This is a genomic window from Phenylobacterium sp., assembly GCF_046291545.1.
In the GTDB taxonomy this organism is placed as follows: Bacteria; Pseudomonadota; Alphaproteobacteria; order Caulobacterales; family Caulobacteraceae; genus Phenylobacterium.
Window position 1 is genome coordinate 1,105,435 of record NZ_JBKBSM010000001.1, and the last position, 18,857, is coordinate 1,124,291.

21 protein-coding genes and 1 pseudogene are annotated in these 18,857 nt (G+C 69.4%); 13 read left to right on the forward strand and 9 right to left on the reverse strand.

The window, feature by feature from the left end:
- Nucleotides 1-6: 6 nt before the first annotated feature.
- Entirely contained in the window at nt 7-435 is a 429-nt protein-coding gene (locus ACK4YQ_RS05475; protein ID WP_409609073.1) for a PaaI family thioesterase, read from the reverse strand.
- Between the two features lie 106 nt (nt 436-541).
- On the opposite strand from ACK4YQ_RS05475, the gene ACK4YQ_RS05480 reads away from it, so the two are divergent.
- The 4 genes from ACK4YQ_RS05480 to ruvB all read left to right on the forward strand — a co-directional run bounded on the left by ACK4YQ_RS05480 (nt 542) and on the right by ruvB (nt 3,526).
- On the forward strand, nt 542-1,303 hold the full coding sequence (locus ACK4YQ_RS05480; RefSeq protein WP_409609075.1) for a site-2 protease family protein: 762 nt from the start codon (nt 542-544) through the stop codon (nt 1,301-1,303).
- Nucleotides 1,304-1,380: 77 nt separating this feature from the next.
- The gene (gene ruvC / locus ACK4YQ_RS05485) at nt 1,381-1,887 is read left to right on the forward strand and encodes a crossover junction endodeoxyribonuclease RuvC (protein WP_409609532.1); all 507 of its coding nucleotides are present in this window, start codon (nt 1,381-1,383) and stop codon (nt 1,885-1,887) included.
- Nucleotides 1,884-2,498, forward strand: coding sequence for a Holliday junction branch migration protein RuvA (gene ruvA, locus ACK4YQ_RS05490; protein WP_409609077.1), 615 nt, complete (start codon nt 1,884-1,886; stop codon nt 2,496-2,498). The genes ruvC and ruvA overlap by 4 nt, the downstream gene beginning before the upstream one ends.
- On the forward strand, nt 2,495-3,526 hold the full coding sequence (gene ruvB, locus ACK4YQ_RS05495) for a Holliday junction branch migration DNA helicase RuvB (RefSeq protein ID WP_409609079.1): 1,032 nt from the start codon (nt 2,495-2,497) through the stop codon (nt 3,524-3,526). The genes ruvA and ruvB overlap by 4 nt, the downstream gene beginning before the upstream one ends.
- Before the next feature lie 8 nt (nt 3,527-3,534).
- Here the strand turns inward: ruvB and ACK4YQ_RS05500 are convergent, their stop codons facing one another.
- On the reverse strand, nt 3,535-5,145 hold the full coding sequence (locus tag ACK4YQ_RS05500; protein ID WP_409609081.1) for an ATP-binding protein: 1,611 nt from the start codon (nt 5,143-5,145) through the stop codon (nt 3,535-3,537).
- Nucleotides 5,146-5,500: 355 nt separating this feature from the next.
- Between ACK4YQ_RS05500 and ACK4YQ_RS05505 the strand changes: the two genes are divergently transcribed.
- Nucleotides 5,501-5,776: a YjhX family toxin gene (locus ACK4YQ_RS05505; protein WP_409609083.1), complete on the forward strand. Its 276-nt coding sequence runs from the start codon at nt 5,501-5,503 to the stop codon at nt 5,774-5,776.
- Here the strand turns inward: ACK4YQ_RS05505 and rsmD are convergent.
- The gene (gene rsmD / locus ACK4YQ_RS05510) at nt 5,759-6,334 is read right to left on the reverse strand and encodes a 16S rRNA (guanine(966)-N(2))-methyltransferase RsmD (protein WP_409609085.1); all 576 of its coding nucleotides are present in this window, start codon (nt 6,332-6,334) and stop codon (nt 5,759-5,761) included. The genes ACK4YQ_RS05505 and rsmD overlap by 18 nt on opposite strands.
- A gap of 87 nt (nt 6,335-6,421) precedes the next feature.
- Between rsmD and ACK4YQ_RS05515 the strand changes: the two genes are divergently transcribed.
- Together ACK4YQ_RS05515 and ACK4YQ_RS05520 are read left to right on the forward strand one after the other, a co-directional pair.
- Nucleotides 6,422-6,718, forward strand: a complete 297-nt coding sequence (locus tag ACK4YQ_RS05515; protein ID WP_409609087.1) for a hypothetical protein — start codon at nt 6,422-6,424, stop codon at nt 6,716-6,718.
- A complete protein-coding gene (locus tag ACK4YQ_RS05520) occupies nt 6,709-7,215 on the forward strand; it encodes an enoyl-CoA hydratase/isomerase family protein (protein WP_409609089.1) in 507 nt (168 codons plus the stop codon). The genes ACK4YQ_RS05515 and ACK4YQ_RS05520 overlap by 10 nt, the downstream gene beginning before the upstream one ends.
- 313 nt (nt 7,216-7,528) lie before the next feature.
- Here ACK4YQ_RS05520 and ACK4YQ_RS05525 read toward each other — a convergent pair.
- Nucleotides 7,529-8,245 (reverse strand): annotated as a pseudogene (locus ACK4YQ_RS05525) (pseudouridine synthase); the annotation flags it as partial.
- Between the two features lie 12 nt (nt 8,246-8,257).
- On the opposite strand from ACK4YQ_RS05525, the gene tadA reads away from it, so the two are divergent.
- The 3 genes from tadA to ACK4YQ_RS05540 all read left to right on the forward strand — a co-directional run bounded on the left by tadA (nt 8,258) and on the right by ACK4YQ_RS05540 (nt 10,169).
- Nucleotides 8,258-8,710 carry a tRNA adenosine(34) deaminase TadA gene (gene tadA, locus ACK4YQ_RS05530; protein ID WP_409609534.1) on the forward strand — a complete coding sequence of 151 codons (453 nt, stop codon included), beginning with the start codon at nt 8,258-8,260 and terminating at the stop codon, nt 8,708-8,710.
- Nucleotides 8,707-9,222 carry a GNAT family N-acetyltransferase gene (locus ACK4YQ_RS05535; protein ID WP_409609091.1) on the forward strand — a complete coding sequence of 172 codons (516 nt, stop codon included), beginning with the start codon at nt 8,707-8,709 and terminating at the stop codon, nt 9,220-9,222. The genes tadA and ACK4YQ_RS05535 overlap by 4 nt, the downstream gene beginning before the upstream one ends.
- Before the next feature lie 68 nt (nt 9,223-9,290).
- Entirely contained in the window at nt 9,291-10,169 is an 879-nt protein-coding gene (locus ACK4YQ_RS05540) for an SDR family NAD(P)-dependent oxidoreductase (protein WP_409609093.1), read from the forward strand.
- Between the two features lie 182 nt (nt 10,170-10,351).
- Here ACK4YQ_RS05540 and ACK4YQ_RS05545 read toward each other — a convergent pair whose 3' ends face one another.
- Nucleotides 10,352-11,101 carry a TSUP family transporter gene (locus tag ACK4YQ_RS05545; protein ID WP_409609095.1) on the reverse strand — a complete coding sequence of 250 codons (750 nt, stop codon included), beginning with the start codon at nt 11,099-11,101 and terminating at the stop codon, nt 10,352-10,354.
- A 287-nt stretch (nt 11,102-11,388) separates the two neighbouring features.
- Nucleotides 11,389-12,711 (reverse strand): acyl-CoA dehydrogenase family protein, encoded by a 1,323-nt coding sequence (locus ACK4YQ_RS05550; protein ID WP_409609097.1) that lies wholly within the window; start codon nt 12,709-12,711, stop codon nt 11,389-11,391.
- A 182-nt stretch (nt 12,712-12,893) separates the two neighbouring features.
- Between ACK4YQ_RS05550 and ACK4YQ_RS05555 the strand changes: the two genes are divergently transcribed.
- On the forward strand, nt 12,894-14,192 hold the full coding sequence (locus tag ACK4YQ_RS05555) for an acyl-CoA dehydrogenase family protein (protein WP_409609099.1): 1,299 nt from the start codon (nt 12,894-12,896) through the stop codon (nt 14,190-14,192).
- 274 nt (nt 14,193-14,466) lie between these two features.
- Here the strand turns inward: ACK4YQ_RS05555 and ACK4YQ_RS05560 are convergent, their stop codons facing one another.
- The 3 genes from ACK4YQ_RS05560 to ACK4YQ_RS05570 form a co-directional block, all read right to left on the reverse strand.
- Nucleotides 14,467-14,853: a VOC family protein gene (locus ACK4YQ_RS05560; protein ID WP_409609101.1), complete on the reverse strand. Its 387-nt coding sequence runs from the start codon at nt 14,851-14,853 to the stop codon at nt 14,467-14,469.
- Nucleotides 14,854-14,918: 65 nt separating this feature from the next.
- Complete coding sequence (locus tag ACK4YQ_RS05565; RefSeq protein ID WP_409609103.1) at nt 14,919-15,329, reverse strand: hypothetical protein; 411 nt, start codon at nt 15,327-15,329, stop codon at nt 14,919-14,921.
- A gap of 80 nt (nt 15,330-15,409) precedes the next feature.
- On the reverse strand, nt 15,410-16,621 hold the full coding sequence (locus ACK4YQ_RS05570) for a class I SAM-dependent methyltransferase (protein WP_409609105.1): 1,212 nt from the start codon (nt 16,619-16,621) through the stop codon (nt 15,410-15,412).
- A gap of 229 nt (nt 16,622-16,850) precedes the next feature.
- On the opposite strand from ACK4YQ_RS05570, the gene groES reads away from it, so the two are divergent.
- Nucleotides 16,851-17,138, forward strand: coding sequence for a co-chaperone GroES (gene groES, locus ACK4YQ_RS05575; protein WP_409609107.1), 288 nt, complete (start codon nt 16,851-16,853; stop codon nt 17,136-17,138).
- 42 nt (nt 17,139-17,180) lie between these two features.
- Entirely contained in the window at nt 17,181-18,821 is a 1,641-nt protein-coding gene (gene groL, locus ACK4YQ_RS05580) for a chaperonin GroEL (protein ID WP_409609109.1), read from the forward strand.
- Nucleotides 18,822-18,857: the final 36 nt, after the last annotated feature.

The following is an 18,857-nucleotide window of genomic DNA, read 5'->3' on the forward strand; positions in this document are numbered from 1 at the left end:
CAGCCGTCAGCGCGGGTAGAGGATCACCTGGGTGCAGCGGAAGGCCGCCATCAGCCGGCCGCTGGCGGCGTCCCGAACCCAGGCGTCCCACACCTGAGTGGTCCGGCCCCCGTGGAGGAGCTTGGCTTCCACCTCCACCTCCCCTTCCCGCAGGGTGCCGACGAAGTTGCATTTGACTTCGGCCGTCGTGAAGCCGCTCGCACCCTCCGGCCATACGGTGGAGACGCCGTAGGCGCAAAGGATGTCGGCGATGCTGAGCACGGAGCCGGCCAGGAGAAACCCCGTGTGGGCCACGAGATCCGGCCGCGCCTCGAAGCGTCCGATCACCCCGCCGTCCTCGACTTCCGTGATCCGAAGCCCGATATGCTCGGGGAGCTTTCCGACGTTGGCGCGATTGAGATCCTCGACGGAAGTGTGGTTCGTCGTGGCGGGCATGGCGCGTCCTTGTTCTCAAGCTTGTCGCCCAGCACAGTCGGCGAGTCATGCCTCCGGCGCCACCACAACCTGAGCCGGCGCCGGCTTTCACCTTCTGCGAGGCTTCTTGGACACGCCGCAAGACACCGCCCCAGCATCGTCCAGCCTGGCCGGTCCGCTGCTGCTGCTGGCCTGGCTGAGCCTCGGCGCGGCGCTTGTGCGCTGGCCGCAGTTCACGGGCGTCCTGACCTTCGCGTTCGTGATGGTCGGCTGGGTGCTGGCGGTGGCGGTGCATGAATTCGGCCACGCCCTGACCGCCTACGTGGCGGGCGACCATTCCGTGCGCGCCAAGGGTTACCTGTCCTTCGACCCGCGCCGCTACACCGACCTCGGCGTGTCGATCGTGATCCCGCTGATCGCCCTCGCCCTCGGCGGGATCGGCTTTCCGGGGGGAGCGGTCTATCTGCGAGAGGACCTGATGCGCAGCCGCGCGTGGCGATCGCTCGCCTCCCTGGCCGGACCGTTCGGCACGCTGGTCGTGCTGATCGTCCTGACCCGCGCCATGCCGCTGGCGGCCGGCGCCAGCACCGCGCTCTACGACGCCCTGGCGTTCCTGGCGTTCCTTCAGGCCACCGCCCTGGTGCTGAACCTCGCGCCCATTCCCGGCTTCGACGGCTACGGCGCTATCCGGCCCTGGCTGCCGGGCGCGGTGGCCCGTGCGCTTGCGCCGATCGAGGGCCTAGCCGTCATCGCGTTTCTGGGCCTTCTGTTCCTGCTGCCCGGCGCGGCGGCCTTGCTGTTCGGCGCAGCGTTCGTGATCTCCGAGAGCCTCGACGCGCCGATCCACGCCGTGCGCGCCGGGTGGGAGGCGTTCCGATTCTGGCGCTGAGGCCCGTGTCTTCAAGATTGCTTAACCCTCGCCGCTTCCTGTACCCCTAAGCAGGAACAGATGACGAACGGCCGGTGATTCCTTCCGCTCCCTTGCGCATTCTCGGACTCGACCCCGGCCTCCGCCGCACAGGCTGGGGCGTGATCGTGGTGGACGGCGCGCGCCTGGTCCACGTGGCCCATGGGGTGATCGCGCCCAAGGACAGCGCCCCCTTCGCCGAGCGTCTGCTGGTGCTGTTCGACGCCCTGTGCGAGGTCATCGAAGCCCACGCGCCCCACGAGGCGGCCGTGGAGGAGACCTTCATGAACAACAACGCCGCCTCGGCCCTGAAGCTCGGCCACGCGCGCGCCGCCGCCTTGATCGCCCCGGCTCGCGCCGGGCTGCCGGTGGCGGAATATGCGGCCACCGTGGTCAAGAAATCGGTCGTCGGGACCGGCGGCGCAGACAAGGCCCAGGTCGGCTTCATGATCCGCCGCCTGTTGCCCACGGCCGGCGAAACCACCGCCGACGCGGCCGACGCCCTCGCTGTTGCGATCGCGCACGCCCATGCCCGCAAGGCGCGCCGCCTGGGCCGGGTCGCATGATCGGCCGGCTGCGCGGCGTGGTCGCCGAGGTCGGCGAGGAGGACGCCCTGATAGACGTCATGGGCGTCGGCTATGTTGTGCGGTGCGGTGCACGCACGCTCTCGCGCCTGCCGCCGGTGGGGGAGGAGACGGTCATCCACCTCGAGCACCAGTGGGCCGAGGCGACGGGGCCGCGGCTCTACGGCTTCCTCGAGCGGAGCGAGCGACGCGCCTTCGTGCTTCTTCAGGCGATCCAGGGGGTCGGGCCCAAGGCGGCCCTGGCCGTCCTGGACGTGCTGCCGCCGGCCGATCTCGCCGCCGCCGCGGCGCGGGACGACAAGGCGGCCGTGGCCCGCGCCCAGGGGGTTGGGCCCAAGCTCGCCCAACGCATCGTCGCCGAACTGAAGGGCAAACCGATCACCGACGGCCCGGTGGCCGCTTTCCAGCCCGCGCCCTTGCCGGCCGAGCCGGCCCGACCGTCGGCTTCGGGCGAGGCCGTGGCCGCCCTCATGGGGCTTGGGGTGGCCGAGGTGAACGCGCGGCGGGTCGTGGATCAGGCCACCCTCCGCCTGGGTGAGGACGCCGAGGTGCAGGCGCTGATCAAGGCCGGCCTGCAGGAGCTGGGGCGGTGAGCCGCCTCGTGTCGGGGGAACCCGCGCCGTTCGAGGGCGCGGACCGGGCGTTGCGGCCCCAGACGCTCGCCGAGTTCGTCGGCCAGGAGCAATCCAAGGCCAACCTGCGGGTGTTCATCGAAGGGGCCAGGTCCCGAGGCGAGGCGCTCGACCACGTGCTGCTGTTCGGGCCGCCGGGGCTGGGCAAGACCACCCTGGCCCAGATCCTCGCCCGCGAACTGGGCGTCAACTTCCGCGCCACGTCCGGCCCGGTCCTGGCCAAGGCCGGCGACCTGGCGGCCATCCTCACCAACCTCGAGCCGAACGACGTCCTGTTCATCGACGAGATCCACCGCCTTGCGGCCAACGTGGAGGAGATTCTCTATCCGGCCATGGAGGACCACGTGCTGGACCTGGTGATCGGCGAGGGGCCCTCGGCCCGCTCGATCCGCATCGATCTGGCGCCCTTCACCCTGGTGGCGGCGACCACCCGCGCCGGGCTCCTGGCGACGCCGCTGCGCGACCGCTTCGGCATTCCCATCCGCCTGGAGTTCTATACGCCGGCCGAGCTGCAGCGGGTGCTCGCCCACGGCGCCTCGCGCATGGGGCTGAACCTGGCCGCCGACGGCGCGGCCGAGATCGCCGCGCGGGCCCGCGGCACGCCGCGGGTGGCCGGGCGGCTCCTGCGCCGCGTGCGCGACTTCGCCGCCGCCGAGGGGGCCGGCGTCATCGATCGCCCGGTCGCGGCCCGCGCCCTGGCGCGGCTGGAGGTGGACGAGGCCGGGCTCGACAGCCTGGATCGCCGCTATCTGCGGGCGCTGATCGAGAACTACGGCGGCGGCCCCGCCGGGGTCGAGACCATCGCCTACGCCATCGCCGAGGCGCGCGATGCGGTGGAGGATGTGATCGAGCCGTTCCTGATGCAGCAGGGCTTCATCCAGCGCACCCCGCGCGGCCGCGTCGCCTGCGCCAAGGCCTATGCGCACCTGGGGCTGGCCGAGCCGCCCCGCGCTGCGCCGCCCTCCACGCCCGACCTGTTCGACGAGTAGCCGAGCCGCTACGCCGCCGCCCGGCGGCTTGAGGCCAGTGCGGCGTTCATGGCCTCCAGGAGCCGTTCGGCCTTGATCGGCTTTTCGACGACCCCGTCCATGCCCTGGGCCATGTAGCTGGCCGCGTCCCACGGGTCGGCGTTGGCGGTCAGCGCCAGGATCGGCACCTCCGCGGCGGCGCCTTCCAGTCCGCGGATCCGGCGGGTGGCGGCCACCCCGTCCAGGTTCGGCATCTTGATGTCCATCAGGATCAGGTCGAATCGGCCGCTGCGCGCTGCGGCCACCGCCTGTTCCCCATCCTCGACGCTCTCGCTCGTGCAGCCGAACATGCTGCACAGCGTCTCGGCCACGAGCCGGTTGGTGGCGTTGTCGTCGGCGATCAGCACCCGCAGTTCGGCCTCGGCGGCGGGAGCGAGCACATGGGGTTCCATCTCGCTGTCCCCGGCCCGCGGGGCGGGGACGTCGAACAGGGGGAAGCCGAAGCGGAACACCGTGCCGCCGCCGGGGTTGGCGGCGGCCATGATCGTCCCGCCCATGCGCTCGACGATCTCGCGGCAGATCGAGAGTCCCAGCCCTGCGCCGCCCTGGCGCTGTCCGGCCTCGGTCTGGCTGAACGGCTGGAAGATCGACGACAGCAGGTCGTCCGGAACGCCGACGCCGGTGTCGGCGACCGAACCCTCGATCGCAACGTGCTGGTCATCGCGGCGGGCCGCCAGGTGCACCTCGACGCCGCCGGCGTCGGTGAACTTCAGGGCGTTGCCGATCAGGTTGTTCAGCACCTGCTTGATGCGGACCTCGTCACCCAGCGCCCACTGGTCGGCGGCCCCGTCGTAGGCCAGCGACAGCCGCAAGCCCTTCTGCTCGGCCCGCGCGGTCCACAGAGCGGCGACGTCCTCCAGCAGGCGCGGCACGCTGAACGGCTCCTCGGCCAGTTCAAGGCGTCCGGCCTCCGCGCGGGACAGGTCCAGCGCGTCGGTCAGCAGGCGCAGCAAGGTCTGGCCGGAATCCTGGATGGTGTGGACGTAGGCGGAGAGTTCGGGCTGGGTGAGCTTGCGCTGCAGGATGTCCGCCACGGCCAGCACGCCGTTCAGCGGCGTCCGGATCTCGTGGCTCATCACCGCCAGGAACTGGGACTTAGCGGCGAGGGCGGCCTGGGCCTGGCGGGTGGCCGCATCCAGCGTCTCGGCGAGGCGGGTCATTTCCTCGGCGTGGGCGCGGTTGGATTCGCTGGTGGCCTGCAGCAGCGACAGGGCGCTCGCCACGCCGGCATAACGTCCGCCCTGGGTGACGATGAAGCCGCGCAGCAGCTCGGAGGGACGCTCGGCCAGGGCCTGCCCGCAGAACTCCGCCACCGACCGGTCGCCTTCCACGATCAGCGGATCCTTGCTCATCAGCAGGGAGATGGGACGCAGGGCGTAAAGCGCGCGGCCGTACTGGGCCGCCATCGCCACGAAGAAGGCGTTGCGCTCCACCAGGCCGAGCGGGCGGCCCTCCTCGTCGACCACCGCAATCGCCAAGGTGTCGGGCTCGGCCTGGAAGCGGTCGTAGACCCGCTGGCCTGGCAGAGTCGGCGCGATCGGCGCAATCGACTGGGCGAGGTCGAGAAGCGTGGCGTGCATGAGATCCCCTGCTGGGGGGACTGCTAGCCGAAGCGCTCCTAATGGATGGTGAAAGATACTTGCCCTGCGCAGAAATAAGTCCGTCTATGACCTGCGTATATTTGTCGCGAAACTGTCATACTGTCGAAAATGCTTGGAATATCTGAATCTAGGCTTTGGCGCCCCAGCGGGTTGCAGCGGTACGGCTTCGCTGTAGGATCGCCCCGTCAGATCAGCGAGGCGTCGATGTCTGAGCTTGTTCCGGGGACCCGGGCCTAACAGCCGAGCCGGAGTCCCCATTTCCGCGGCTTTGGGCCCTTGGCCGTCCGCGCCCACGCGTGGGCGCGATTCGTCATGCCTGAATCCGGACTACGCCTTGAACATCTCCAAACCCCAGCAGCGTACGCTGCACGCCCTGGCGCAGGGCGGACGCATCGTCGTCGAACGCAACGAAAAGGGCGCCGTCGTGCTCGCCGAGTGCATCACCCGGGACGGGTGGCGCCTGAGCGACTGCGACATCGACGTCTTCAAGAGCCTGAAGCGCAAGCGACTGATCGCCAGCCGCGGCGGCGGCCCCTATGCGATCACCCGCGAGGGCCTCGTCAACCTGCGCAGCCAGCTGGACAACCGCGTCTCAAGCCGAGGCTGGTGACCAGCGCAGGAAATGGACGCGCGCGGCGCCGTAGTCGCGCGCGTCCAGCACCTCGTATCCCTCTACCGAGAATGGCGGCTCGCCGGCGCCGCGCTCGAACATGACCATCGCGCCGGGGGCGAGCCAGCCGCCGGCGGCGAGCCGCTCCAGCGCGGTCTCGCCCAGCCCCTTGCCGTAGGGCGGATCGAGGAACGCCAGCTCGAACGCCGGACCGTCGGCGCCCGGCCTTGTCCCCAGCGCGGTCGCATCGCGCCGATGCACCCTGGTCCGGCCGAACAGTCCCATGGCGTCGACGTTCTCGCGGATAGCGCCCCGGGCCGCTTCGTCGGTCTCCACGAACAGGCAGAAGGCCGCGCCGCGCGAGAGCGCTTCAAGGCCCAGCGCACCGGAACCGGCGAAGAGGTCGATCACCCGCTTGTCCCGCACCCCGTCGGACCAGGGGGCGTGCTCCAGAATGTTGAAGACCGCCTGGCGCGCGCGATCGGATGTCGGCCGCGTGGCCGCGCCGGGCGGCGTGACCAAGGTCTTGCCGCGGAAGTCGCCGGAAACGATGCGCAAGGCCGCCCTCCTCGAATCGCCGACGACCTTGCCGCGCCGGGCGCCGCGTTCCAAGCTCCCGCGCAAAGCGATGCGCGGGAGGAACAGATGGGACTGGTGACGGTGGAGCGCCGCGGCGGCGCGGCCGTGTTGATCTACGCCAATCCGCCGTTCGGGACGATGACGGCGACCGGCGTCTCGAAGATGCACGGGGCGCTCGCAGCGGCGGCGCAGGACCCGGACGTGCGCTGCATCGTCGTCACCGGCGGCCTGCCGGGGATCTTCATCCGCCATTACGACGTCACCGAGCTGTCGGACATGAGCGACGCCCTCGCGGGTCCGGCCGGGCCGTCCGGCGGCGAAGCCCCGCCACGCGAACCCGGCTTCCTGAACTTGTGGACCTGATCGCCGCGGCGCCCAAGCCGGTGGTCGCGGCCATCAACGGACTGTGCATGGGCGGCGGCTTCGAGCTGTCCCTCTATTGCGACCTGCGGATCGCTTCGCCGGACGTGGCGGCGATCGGCCTGCCGGAAACGCGCATCGGCATCTTTCCTGGCGGTGGAGGCACGCAGCGCCTGCCGCGGATCATCGGCGAGGCGCGGGCGCTGGAGATGATCCTCCGTGGGCTGACGGTCGACGGCGCCCGGGCGCACGACCTTGGCCTGGTGCACGAGCTGGCGTCCGATCCGCTCGGCCGCGCGCTTGAGATCGCCGACGAGTTCGCGGCGCGTCCCGCCGAGGGAATCGCCTACGCCAAGCGCCTCACCCGCGCCGCCTTGGACCGCCCCCTGAGCGAGGGCCTGGCGGACGAGCGCCGCTCGTTCCTCGAGGTGATGCGGACGTCTTCGGCCCGCGAGGCCCTGCGGGGCGCGCGGACGCCGGCCGAGATCCAGGCGCTTTAGCCGCGCCGGGGCCGATCACCGTCTTGGCCGCAGGCTTCTTGCGCGCGCCGGCCTTGGCGTGGGCCGGACGGGCGGGGGGTTTGGGCTTGGCCCAGCCGGCCTTGTAGACCTTCTTGCGGGGCTCGCCCTCGGGCGCGCGGCTGACGAGACCGTCGGGCTGCTCGCTCCGGCGGCCCGGCTCGGCGGCCGAGCGACGAGCCTTGCCCGGCGCCGCCTTGACCGCGAATTGCGGCCGATCGCCCTTGGGCAGGTTCTCGGGAGCGATGTGCTGGGCGAGCTGTTCGCGGATGACGCGGGGCCCGACCTCCTCGATCTGGCCGCTCTCCAGGGTCCCCAGGGCGAAGGGGCCGTAGGACAGTCGGATCAGCCGATTCACCTTCAGGCCCAGCGCTTCCAGCACCCGGCGCACCTCGCGATTCTTGCCCTCGCTCAAGGTCAGGGTGATCCAGAGGTTCGCGCCCTGCGGTCCCTCCTTGGCCTTGTCGAGCTTCGCGTCGATCGAGCCGTAGCGCACGCCCTCCACCGTGATCCCGTCCTTCAGCCGGTCCAGCCGCTCCTGGGTGATGCGGCCGTGGGCGCGGGCGCGATAGCGGCGGATCACCCCGTTGGACGGCATCTCCAGGGCGCGGGCGAGGCCCCCGTCGTTGGTCAGCAGCAACAGGCCCTCGGTGTTCAGGTCCAGCCGGCCGACGGAGATCAGGCGCGGAAGGCCCTCGGGCAGGGCGTCGAAGACCGTGGGGCGGCCCTGCGGGTCCTTGTGGGTGGTCACCAGGCCGACCGGCTTGTGGAAGCGGAAGAGGCGGACGGGCTCGGCCTCGTTCACCACCTGGCCATCCACGGTCAGGATGTCGCCGGGCTCCACCTTCACGGCAGGGGTCGTCAGGACCTGCCCGTTCAGGGCCACGCGGCCGGCTTCGATCAGGCGCTCGACGTCGCGGCGAGAGGCCACGCCCGCTCGGGCCAGGGCCTTGGCCACCCGTTCGGCTTGACCAGAAGCGCTCGCGTCGGTTCGTTGGGGATCGTGGACCATGATCTTCGCACCATGCGCATCGCCCTCGAAGCTGCGCAAGACGCCGCCGCACGAGGCGAGACGCCGGTCGGCTGCGCGATTGTCGATCCGTCCACCGGCGAAGTGGTGGCGGTCGGCGCGAACGGCCCTATCGGCGCCCACGATCCCACGGCCCACGCCGAGATCGTCGCCCTGCGGGAGGCGGCGCGAAGGCTCGGCAACTACCGGCTGACCGGCCTCACCCTCGTCGTGACGCTCGAGCCCTGCGCCATGTGCGCTGGGGCGATCAGCCACGCGCGAATCGGACGTGTCGTCTTCGGCGCGGAGGACCCCAAGGGCGGGGCGGTGGTCCACGGGCCACGCTTCTTCGAACAACCGACCTGTCACTGGCGTCCCCAGGTGACCGGCGGGGTGCTGGCGCAGGAGAGCGCCGACCTGCTGCGGAGCTTCTTTCGGGCCAGGCGCGGCAGGGGAGAAACGGCGTGAGCGCCTGCACCGTGCAGGTGGATGAGGCGGCGGCGCACATGCGCCCCGCCATCGAGCAGATGATGCAGCTCTACATCCACGACTTCTCGGAGCATTGGGCCGGGACCGAGCGAGGCGAACTGCAGGACGACGGGCGGTTCGCGCCCTATCCGCTGGACGCCTACTGGGCCGAGCCGGGGCGCGTCCCGCTGCTGATCCGCGCTGGCGGACACTTGGCGGGGTTCGCGCTGCTGAACCGCTACGCCCACAGCGGCCAGCCGGCGGACCGCTGCGTCGCCGAATTCTTCGTGGTGCGCAAGCATCGCCGCTCCGGCGTCGGCCGCAGGGCGGCGCAGGAGATCTTCAGCCGCTGGCCGGGCCTTTGGGAGGCCGCCGTCGTCCGCCGGAACACGGCCGCCCTCGCGTTCTGGCGCCTGGCCGTCGCCGAGCATCCCCGGGTGTCGAACATCGAGGAGGTCGATGTGCGCACCCAGGCGTGGGACGGGCCGATCCTGAGGTTCCGCGTCGGCTGATCGGCTTGTCAGGACCGCGTACCGGTCCAAAGATGTCCCCATAGATTAGATCATTGGGGAGACGACACATGGGACTGCTGGACGGCAAGGTCGCCATCATCACCGGCGCGGGCGGCGGCCTGGGCGAAGCCTACGCCAAGCTGTTCGCCAAGGAAGGCGCGGCCGTGGTGGTCAACGACCTCGGCGGCGCGCGGGACGGCTCCGGCGACGGCTCGAGCGCTGCGGCGCAGAAGGTGGTCGACGAGATCGTCGCCGCCGGCGGACGAGCGGTGGCCAACGGCGACGACGTGTCGACCATGGCCGGCGGCGAGAACATCCTGAAGACCGCCCTGGACGCCTTCGGCCAGGTGGACATCCTGGTCTGCAACGCCGGCATCCTGCGCGACAAGACCTTCGCCAACACCTCGGAGGCGGACTGGGACCTGGTGGTCAAGGTGCACCTGAAGGGGACCTACTGCTGCACCATGCCGGTGTGGAAGTGGCTGAAGGACAACGGCCGCCCGGGCGTGATCGTCATGACCTCCTCGACCTCCGGGCTCTACGGCAACTTCGGCCAGTCGAACTACGGCGCCGCCAAGGCCGGCATCTACGGCTTCATGCGGGTGCTCTCGATCGAGGGGCGCAAGTACGGCATCCGCGTGATGGGCCTGGCGCCCGGCGCCTTCACCCGCATGACCTCCGACCTGCCCGGACGGCAAGGCCGCGAGCCGGACCCCATGAGCCTGCCGGAAAACATCGCGCCGGGAGTGCTCTACATGGTCTCCGACCTGGCGGCCGATCACACGGGCAAGGTGCTGGGCGTCTCCTCGCGCGGGGTCCGCGAGATCAAGATGCTGGAGACGGCGGGCTTCACGCCCGGCCGGCCCTACACCGCCCAGGAGGTCGCAGAGCACGCCGACGAGGTGTTCTTTCCGGCCAGCATGGAGCGCACCCTGGCCAGGGCCTGAGGGGGACGCGGTCCTCGCCCCTTTTGGCGTGCGCCGCCAAAAAAAAGCGATCGGCGCATCCGTCCCTCTTGCGGGCGGCTTGGGGCGACCTATTTCAGCTTCGCCCCCTCTGGGGCGTTTCCTCCCTATTTGCCTTGAGCCGCGCCGGATTGGCCGCGGCTCTTTTTTTGCCGGGGCTAGGCCTAGCCCAGGAGGAGCTGAGCCGCCTGGACCAGGTAGACGGCGCCCACGGCGCTCACCACCCAGCGGGTCCAGCGCTTGAAGTTGACGTCGCTCATCCGCTCCAGGATGCGCCCGCCGGCCACGGTGCCCAGCATCGACACCGGAACGGCCATGGCGAACATCCACCACGGCGGCAGCGCGCCGGCGCCGCTCGCCAGCAGGGGCGCGCCGTAGACCAGGATCTTGGCGAGGTGGCTGAACACCTGGGTCGCGGCCTTGGTCGCCACGATGCCGTGACGGGTGAGCTCGGTGCGCACGAAGAAGATGTCGAGCAGAGGTCCGGCCACTCCGGCCGTCAGGTTCAGCGCCGTGACCAGGAAGCCGGAGGCCAGGGCGTGCGCCGGCTTGGCCGCGTCAAGCCGCAGCGACGCCTGCGGCAGCCACACCAGCCCGGGCACGAGGCCGAGCATCAGGTAGAGCAGGGGCTTGGACGGGGTGAAGGCGACCAGGGCCACGGCGATCCCCGCCGCCAGCGACGCCAGGGCGTAGAAGCCGACGATGCTCCAGCGCACGTGCCGTGCATGGATGATCGCACGCCAGCCGTTGGCAACCATCTGCAGCAGCCCGTGGGTGACGAAGGCCGCCGAGACCGGCAGCACCAGGGCCAGGGCCCCCATCAGCACCAGTCCGCCGGCCATGCCGAAGACGCCGGACAGCATCGCCGTCAGGAAGGCCGCCGCGGTGACGAACAGGGCGGTGAGAATGCTCATTTCGATCCTCCGGAAGAGTCGCCGGCCCCGGCAGACGGACACAGGCCGTCAGCGGTCGCCGGTCGACAGAGCGTCGCGCTCGGGAAGGAAGAGGCGCTGCAAGCCGCTGCGGGCGAGCGCCGGGGTCATCGCCGCAGCCGGGGCTGGGCGGGAAGATGGCGGGCGTTTCCATGCGAAACCGCCACCGTTTACACCGCGGCCAAAAGAAAAGCCAAGGTCGGCGGCGGCCGACCTTGGCTGAAATGGATTCGCAATGCGGCCGCCCGCGAGGAGCGGCCGGTCGCGCGTCAGTGGCGGAAGATCGAGGTCTCGCCGGGATCGCGCGGCATTTCGCGGTACTGGCGCAGCTCGTTGCGGCCGACCACCATGTGGTGAACCTCGTCCGGCCCGTCGGCGATGCGCAGGGTGCGGGTGTTGGCGTACATGCGCGCCAGAGGCGTGTGCTGCGACACGCCCAGGGCGCCGTGCATCTGGATCGCCTGGTCGATGATCTGGCAGACCCGTTCCGGCACCATGGCCTTGACCATGTGGATCCACACGCGGGCTTCCTGGTTGCCCAGGACGTCCATCGCCTTGGCGGCCTTGAGCACCATCAGGCGCATGGCCTCGATCTCGATCCGCGCGCGGCTGACGATCTCGAGGTTGCCGCCCAGCTGGATGATCGGCTTGCCGAAGGCCACGCGGCTGAGGCCGCGCGACACCATCAGGTCCAGCGCCTTCTCAGCCGAGCCGATGGCGCGCATGCAGTGGTGGATGCGGCCCGGACCCAGGCGCAGCTGGCTGATCTCGAAGCCGCGGCCCTCGCCGAGCAGCATGTTCGAGGCCGGCACGCGGGCGTTGTCGAAGATGATGTGCATATGGCCGTGGGGGGCGTCAGGGTCGCCGAACACCTGCTGGCCCTGAACAATGCGCACGCCTTCGGTCGGCAGCGGCACCAGGATCTGCGACTGCTGCAGGTGCGGCGGGGCGTTCTCTTCGCCGGTCCGGACCATGGTGATCATCACCTTGCAGCGGGGATCGCCGGCGCCGGAGATGTAGTGCTTCTCGCCGTTGAGGATGTACTCGTCGCCGACGCGGACGGCGCGGGTGTCGATGTTCTTGGCGTCGGAGCTCGCGGTGTTCAGCTCGGTCATGCAGTAGGCCGAGCGGATTTTCCCTTCCAGCAGCGGCTTCAGCCACTTTTCCTTCTGCTCGGGCGTGCCCACCCGTTCCAGCACTTCCATGTTGCCGGTGTCGGGCGCGGCGCAGTTCATCGTCTCCGACGCCAGGCGGTTCTTGCCGAGCTCGACGGCGATGTAGGCGTAGTCGAGGTTCGAAAGGCCTTCGCCGGACTCCGCGTTGGGCAGGAAGAAGTTCCACAGGCCGGCGGCCTTCGCCTTGTCCTTGGCCGCTTCGAGCACCTCGAGCTGGCCCGGCGCGTATTGCCAGATGTCAGGCCGGCCCTCGCCCAGGCGATGGAACTCCTCGCTCATCGGCTCCACGACGTCGCGGATGAACTCCTTGACCTTCTTGAGCAGGGGCATCGCCTTGTCGGACATCCGCAGGTCGTTCAGCTCGTCCTGCGGGTTGAGCTGGAAGCTCGATTCCGGTCGTTCCGCGGTCATGCTCATCTTCGTTTCCTTCCCAAGGAGCGGCTTGCAGGTGGGCGCGCCGAGCGAGCCCGGAACCCCGACGGATCGGCATCCGTTGGCGGCGAGGCGACCATGAGCGCAAGTTTGACGAAAATCAAACAACTGTTCGCCGATCGCGATCACAAGGAGTTCAAACGTTTGTTTGAATGGAGGCTGCAGCCATGGATTTCGACTATTCGCCGCGTCAGAAGGACCTGATCGCCCGTGTCGCCGCCTTCATGGAGGAGCACATCTATCCCGCGGTTCCCACCTACGAGGCCCAGCAGGCCGAGGGCGAGCGCTGGAAGGTCATCCCCATCGTCGAGGAACTGAAGCAGAAGGCCAAGGCGGCCGGCCTCTGGAACATGTTCATGCCGCCGTCCTCGGGGCACCCGCACGTGGACGACACCTTCGAGTTCGAGGGACTGCAACTCACCAATCTGGAATATGCGCCTCTCGCCGAAATGTTCGGCCGCGTCGAGTTCGCCTCAGAGGTGTTCAATTGCTCGGCCCCGGACACCGGCAACATGGAGGTGCTGAACCGCTTCGGCACCCGCGCGCAGAAGGACCGCTGGCTGCGCCCGCTGATGAACGGCGAGGTGCGTTCGGCCTTCCTGATGACCGAGCCCGCGGTGGCGTCATCCGACGCCACCAACATCGAGACCCGCATCGACCGGGACGGCGACCACTACGTGATCAACGGGCGCAAGTGGTGGTCTTCGGGCGTCGGGGATCCGCGCTGCAAGGTCGCGATCGTCATGGGCAAGACAAATCCCGACGCCTCGAGCCACCAGCAGCAGAGCCAGGTGCTGGTGCCGATGGACGCGCCGGGCATCAGGGTCGTGCGCATGCTGCCGGTGTTCGGCTACGACGACGCCCCGCACGGCCACGCCGAGGTCGTGCTGGAGAACGTGCGCGTGCCCGTGGAGGACAGCCTGATCCTAGGCGAGGGCCGCGGATTCGAGATCAGCCAGGCGCGGCTCGGGCCCGGGCGGATCCACCACTGCATGCGCACCATCGGTGCGGCCGAAGTGGCGCTGGAGAAGATGTGCAAGCGGCTGATGAGCCGCAAAGCCTTCGGCAAGTACGTCTCCGAGCATTCGGTGTGGGAGGAGCGGGTGGCGCGCGCCCGCATCGACATCGAGATGACGCGGCTTCTGTGCCTGAAGGCCGCCGACATGATGGACAAGGCCGGCAACAAGGTCGCCCGGCTCGAGATCGCGATGATCAAGGTCCAGGCCCCGACTATGGCCCTGCAGGTGATCGACGACGCGATCCAGGCCTTCGGCGGAGCCGGGGTGACGTCCGACCCGGGCCTGGCCCGCGCCTACGCCAACCAGCGGACCCTGCGCCTGGCCGACGGGCCTGACGAGGTGCACAACCGGACGATCGCCCGCATGGAGTACGCCAGATACGGCGATCTGGCCCAGAAGATCCGGGCCGAACGCGACGCCGAGCGGGTTCCCGTCGGGATTCGTTGAGCCTCGCGCCCGGCGGCGGCGTCCTCACGGCGCCGCCGGGGCCTCGATGGACTCTGAAGAACGCAAGTGGCCCCGAGCCGTCCGCCCGGGCTGGTCCGCGTCAGGCGAAGGCGTCGTGCGTGCCGGCCAGCAGGACGATGGCCACGGCGATGGCGAGGACGAGGATAGGGGGCGCTAGTTTCCACCAATGTGTCATGCCTGAAAAAATGGGGAGCGACGGCCCTTGGTTCCAGACCTTGGCCGCAGACTCTTTTTCGTCCGGGGGTTCGGACGCTCAGGCGGGCAGGTGGCAGACCGCTTCGATGTTGTGGCCGTCCGGGTCGAGAACGAAGGCGCCGTAGTAGTTCGGATGATAGTGGGCGCGCACGCCCGGCGGCCCGTTGTCGCGCCCTCCGGCGGCAATCGCCGCTGCGTAGAAGGCGTCCACCGACGGCCGGTCCCTGGCGGTGAAGGCCACGTGCAGGCTTCCCGTCGGAGGACCGCCCGAGCCCACCCAGAAGTAGGGCTTTCCCTCCGATCCATAGCCGAGGAAGCCGGCGCCGCCGGTCTCCTCGGGCGTCACCTGCATCATCACCCCGATCCCGAGAGGGGCGAGGGCGCGATCGTAGAAAGCCTTTGCGCCGGCGAGGTCGGAGACGGTGACGCCGATGTGGTCGAGCATGGACTTCCTGCCTTCCTGGAGGTTGGACGACCCAGGACCACGGCCTGCGCAGCCGCAGGCCGCCGTTATTTCGTCGGCAGGCCCGCCGCGCCCGGGCAGACCGCGCCGATGAGGGCCTTGTCGTCTGCGGAGGTCGCCGCCTTGCCCTTCTCGCCGCGCCAGCCGTCGGCCTCCGCAGGGACCACGCCGGGCTTGTAGGAGGAGACCAGCACCACGGTCTTGCGTGCGCAGTCCAGGGCGACGATGGAGCCGACGCCGTCCGGCTTGCCGGGACCCGAGGGGCCGATCTTCGCCGAGGGCTTGGAGACCGCCTGCATCACCACGACTTTGCCGCTCTGCTGGTCGCGATAGGAGTAGTCGGCGTCGTAGAACCACTGCAGGGCCGCCGGATCGCCGGCGAAGGGCGTCCACGCCTCGGCGGCGGCCGAACCTGCGGCCAGGGTCAGGAGGGCGGCGATCGCAAGGGCTCGGCGCATTAGGAGATCCTTTACTCAACGAGGTCGCGCGACCCTAGCGAGGGAGGCCCGCCGTCTCCAGGAAAAGTTCGCGCGCCGCCTTAGGCTGCGATCCGCCGCGGTCCGGCAAGGGCCTGCTCGGCCTTGTACATGTAGTCGCGGGTGATCGGCGCCGCTTCGATGCGGCGCGCGAGCTGGATCTGGAACACCATGTGTCCGCGTCGGCGGAACGCCAGCTCGCTGACCACGAGATAGAACTCCCACATTCGGCAGAACTGCTCGCCGTAGAGGGCGGCGGCCTCGGAGCGGCGGGTCAGGAACCGCTCGCGCCACGCCCGCAGCGTCTCGGCGTAGTGCAGGCGCAGGATCTCGATGTCCGTGACCATCAGGCCGGCGCGCTCGATCGCCGGCAGCACCTCGGACAGCGCGGGGATGTAGCCGCCCGGGAAGATGCGGCGGGCGACCCAGGGCTGGGTTACGCCTGGCCCTTCGGAGCGTCCGATGGCGTGCACCAAGGCGAGCCCGTCGTCGGCGAGCCGGGCGGCGACAGCTTCGAAATAGGCCTTGTAGTGCGGCCGCCCGACGTGTTCGAACATCCCGACCGAGACGATCCGGTCGTAGCGGCCCTGTACGTCGCGATAGTCGGTGAGATGGAAGCGGGCCCTGTCGGCGACGCCTGCGTCCCGCGCCCGCGCCTGCGCCACGGCGAGCTGTTCGGGCGAGAGGGTGACGCCGTCGACCTCGGCGCCCAGGTCGCGGGCCAGGGTGAGGGCCAGCCCGCCCCACCCGCAGCCGATGTCCAGCACCCGATGACCCTGTTCGATCCGAAGCTTGGCGGCGATGTGGCGCTTCTTGGCGGCCTGGGCCTCCTCCAGGCTCATGTCCGGCTGGGTGAAATAGGCGCAGGAGTACTGCAGGTCGTCGTCCAGGAACCGGCGATAGAAGTCCACCGACAGGTCGTAGTGGCTGCGCGCGTTGCGCCGGGCGGCGCGCCGGCTGTTGGCCTGCATCCGCAGGTCGCTCCACCAGCGGGCGAGCGGCCCCCCGGCGGGTGTCTGCGCCGGGATGTTGCGGGTCAGCAGGTCCAAGAAGCCGTAGAGGTCGCCCTGCTCGATCACCAGGGCGCCGGCCATGTAGGCTTCGCCCAGCTCCAGCCCCGGCCGGGCGGCGACGCGGGCGAACCAGACCGGATCGGTCAAGGCGGCGGCGATCTGCGGCCCTGTTCCATCGCCCAGGTCCAGGGTGGCCCCTGGAATGCGCAGCCGCAGCGCGCCCTCGCGCATCGTCCTGCGAAGGAAGTTGCGTAGGTCCATGGCTGAAGATCCCGCTCGCCCGATCTCTCGTGCGAACGCGGGCCTGACGGTGTAGTTCCCGCCGAGGCGCAGCTCGCGTCCGCAGGATTTCCCCGGACCGCTCGCTTGACTCCGAACGAGGCCTTGCCTACCTCCCGCTCGGCGTTAGCACTCGATGGCTGCGGCTGCTAATATGCAGCGCCTCGGGGCTCGTCACCAATTTCAACCGTCCCGAACGGAGACAACATCAATGGCGTTTCGTCCTCTGGGAGACCGCGTCCTCGTGAAGCGCGTCGAGGAAGAAGAAAAGACCAAGGGCGGGATCATCATCCCCGACACCGCCAAGGAAAAGCCGCAGGAAGGCGAAGTCCTGTCCGTCGGCCCCGGCGCCCGTGACGACAACGGCAAGGTCCAGCCCCTCGACGTGAAGAAGGGCGACCGCATCCTCTTCGGCAAGTGGTCTGGCACGGAAGTGAAGATCGACGGCGAGGACCTCCTCATCATGAAGGAGAGCGACATCCTGGGCGTCGTCGAGTAAGCGCCCGGACCCCTCCAAAACCCCATCTGAAAGAGCAGGAAAATGGCCGCTAAAGACGTCTATTTCTCTTCTGACGCGCGCGACCGCATGCTGCGCGGCGTCAACACCCTGGCCAACGCGGTCAAGGTGACCCTGGGCCCCAAGGGCCGCAACGTCGTCATCGAAAAGTCGTTCGGCGCTCCGCGCTCGACCAAGGACGGCGTCTCGGTCGCCAAGGAAATCGAACTGGCTGACAAGTTCGAGAACCTGGGCGCCCAGCTGATCCGCGAAGTCGCCTCCAAGACCAACGACAAGGCCGGCGACGGCACCACCACCGCCACCGTGCTGGCCCAGGCCATCGTGGTCGAAGGCCTGAAGTCGGTCGCCGCGGGCATGAACCCGATGGACCTGAAGCGCGGCGTCGACAAGGCCGTGGCCAAGGTCGTCGAGGAGATCAAGTCGACCTCCAAGAAGGTCACGACCAACTCCGAAATCGCCCAGGTCGGCACCATCTCGGCCAACGGCGACACCGAGGTCGGCGAGATGATCGCCAAGGCCATGGACAAGGTCGGCAACGAAGGCGTGATCACCGTCGAGGAAGCCAAGACCGCCGAGACCGAACTCGACGTCGTCGAAGGCATGCAGTTCGACCGCGGCTACCTGTCGCCCTACTTCATCACCAACGCCGACAAGATGGAGGCCGAACTCGAAGAGCCGCTGATCCTGCTCTTCGAAAAGAAGCTCTCGTCGCTGCAGCCGCTGCTGCCGGTGCTGGAAGCGGTGGTCCAGTCGGGCCGTCCGCTGCTGATCATCGCTGAAGACGTCGAAGGCGAAGCCCTGGCCACCCTGGTGGTCAACAAGCTGCGCGGCGGCCTGCGCGTCGCGGCGGTCAAGGCGCCGGGCTTCGGCGACCGCCGCAAGGCCATGCTGGAAGACATCGCCATCCTGACCGGCGGCCAGCTGATCTCCGAAGACCTGGGCATCAAGCTCGAGAGCGTCACGCTCGAGATGCTGGGCCGCGCCAAGAAGGTGTCGATCACCAAGGACGACACCACGATCGTCGACGGCGCCGGCGAAAAGGAAGGCATCGAGGCGCGCGTCGCCCAGATCAAGCGCCAGATCGAGGACACCACCTCGGACTACGACAAGGAGAAGCTGCAAGAACGTCTGGCCAAGCTGGCCGGCGGCGTCGCGGTGATCCGCGTCGGCGGCGCGACCGAAGTCGAAGTGAAGGAAAAGAAGGACCGCGTGGACGACGCGCTGAACGCCACCCGCGCTGCGGTGGAAGAAGGCATCGTTCCGGGCGGCGGCGTCTGCCTGCTCAAGGCCTCCAAGGCGCTTGAAGGCCTCAAGGGCGACAACGACGATCAGGACGCCGGCGTCGCCATCGTCCGCCGCGCGCTGCAGGCCCCGATCCGCCAGATCTCCGAAAACGCCGGGGTCGAAGGCTCGATCGTGGTCGGCAAGGTGCTGGAGAACGCCTCGCCCACCTTCGGCTTCAACGCCCAGACCGAAGAGTACGTCGACCTGGTGCAGGCCGGCGTGATCGACCCGGCCAAGGTCGTGCGCACGGCTCTGCAGGACGCCGCCTCGGTGGCCGGCCTGCTGATCACCACGGAAGCGGCGATCGTCGAAGCGCCGAAGAAGAACGCTCCGGCGGCCCCCGGCGGCATGCCGGGCGGCATGGGCGACATGGACTTCTAAGTCCGGGCGCTCAGACGCAGATCGGAAGGGCGGGGC

What these genes read in the sequence shown, in the direction of transcription:
- groES (WP_409609107.1), top strand. Translation starts at nt 16,851, where the DNA reads ATGGCGTTTCGTCCTCTGGGAGACCGCGTCCTCGTGAAGCGCGTCGAG.
- ACK4YQ_RS05565 (WP_409609103.1), bottom strand. Translation starts at nt 15,329, where the DNA reads ATGCGCCGAGCCCTTGCGATCGCCGCCCTCCTGACCCTGGCCGCAGGT.
- ACK4YQ_RS05555 (WP_409609099.1), top strand. Translation starts at nt 12,894, where the DNA reads ATGGATTTCGACTATTCGCCGCGTCAGAAGGACCTGATCGCCCGTGTC.
- ACK4YQ_RS05540 (WP_409609093.1), top strand. Translation starts at nt 9,291, where the DNA reads ATGGGACTGCTGGACGGCAAGGTCGCCATCATCACCGGCGCGGGCGGC.
- ACK4YQ_RS05500 (WP_409609081.1), bottom strand. Translation starts at nt 5,145, where the DNA reads ATGCACGCCACGCTTCTCGACCTCGCCCAGTCGATTGCGCCGATCGCG.
- ACK4YQ_RS05570 (WP_409609105.1), bottom strand. Translation starts at nt 16,621, where the DNA reads ATGGACCTACGCAACTTCCTTCGCAGGACGATGCGCGAGGGCGCGCTG.
- ACK4YQ_RS05515 (WP_409609087.1), top strand. Translation starts at nt 6,422, where the DNA reads ATGGGACTGGTGACGGTGGAGCGCCGCGGCGGCGCGGCCGTGTTGATC.
- ACK4YQ_RS05560 (WP_409609101.1), bottom strand. Translation starts at nt 14,853, where the DNA reads ATGCTCGACCACATCGGCGTCACCGTCTCCGACCTCGCCGGCGCAAAG.
- ACK4YQ_RS05550 (WP_409609097.1), bottom strand. Translation starts at nt 12,711, where the DNA reads ATGAGCATGACCGCGGAACGACCGGAATCGAGCTTCCAGCTCAACCCG.
- ACK4YQ_RS05475 (WP_409609073.1), bottom strand. Translation starts at nt 435, where the DNA reads ATGCCCGCCACGACGAACCACACTTCCGTCGAGGATCTCAATCGCGCC.
- ruvA (WP_409609077.1), top strand. Translation starts at nt 1,884, where the DNA reads ATGATCGGCCGGCTGCGCGGCGTGGTCGCCGAGGTCGGCGAGGAGGAC.
- tadA (WP_409609534.1), top strand. Translation starts at nt 8,258, where the DNA reads ATGCGCATCGCCCTCGAAGCTGCGCAAGACGCCGCCGCACGAGGCGAG.
- ACK4YQ_RS05545 (WP_409609095.1), bottom strand. Translation starts at nt 11,101, where the DNA reads ATGAGCATTCTCACCGCCCTGTTCGTCACCGCGGCGGCCTTCCTGACG.
- groL (WP_409609109.1), top strand. Translation starts at nt 17,181, where the DNA reads ATGGCCGCTAAAGACGTCTATTTCTCTTCTGACGCGCGCGACCGCATG.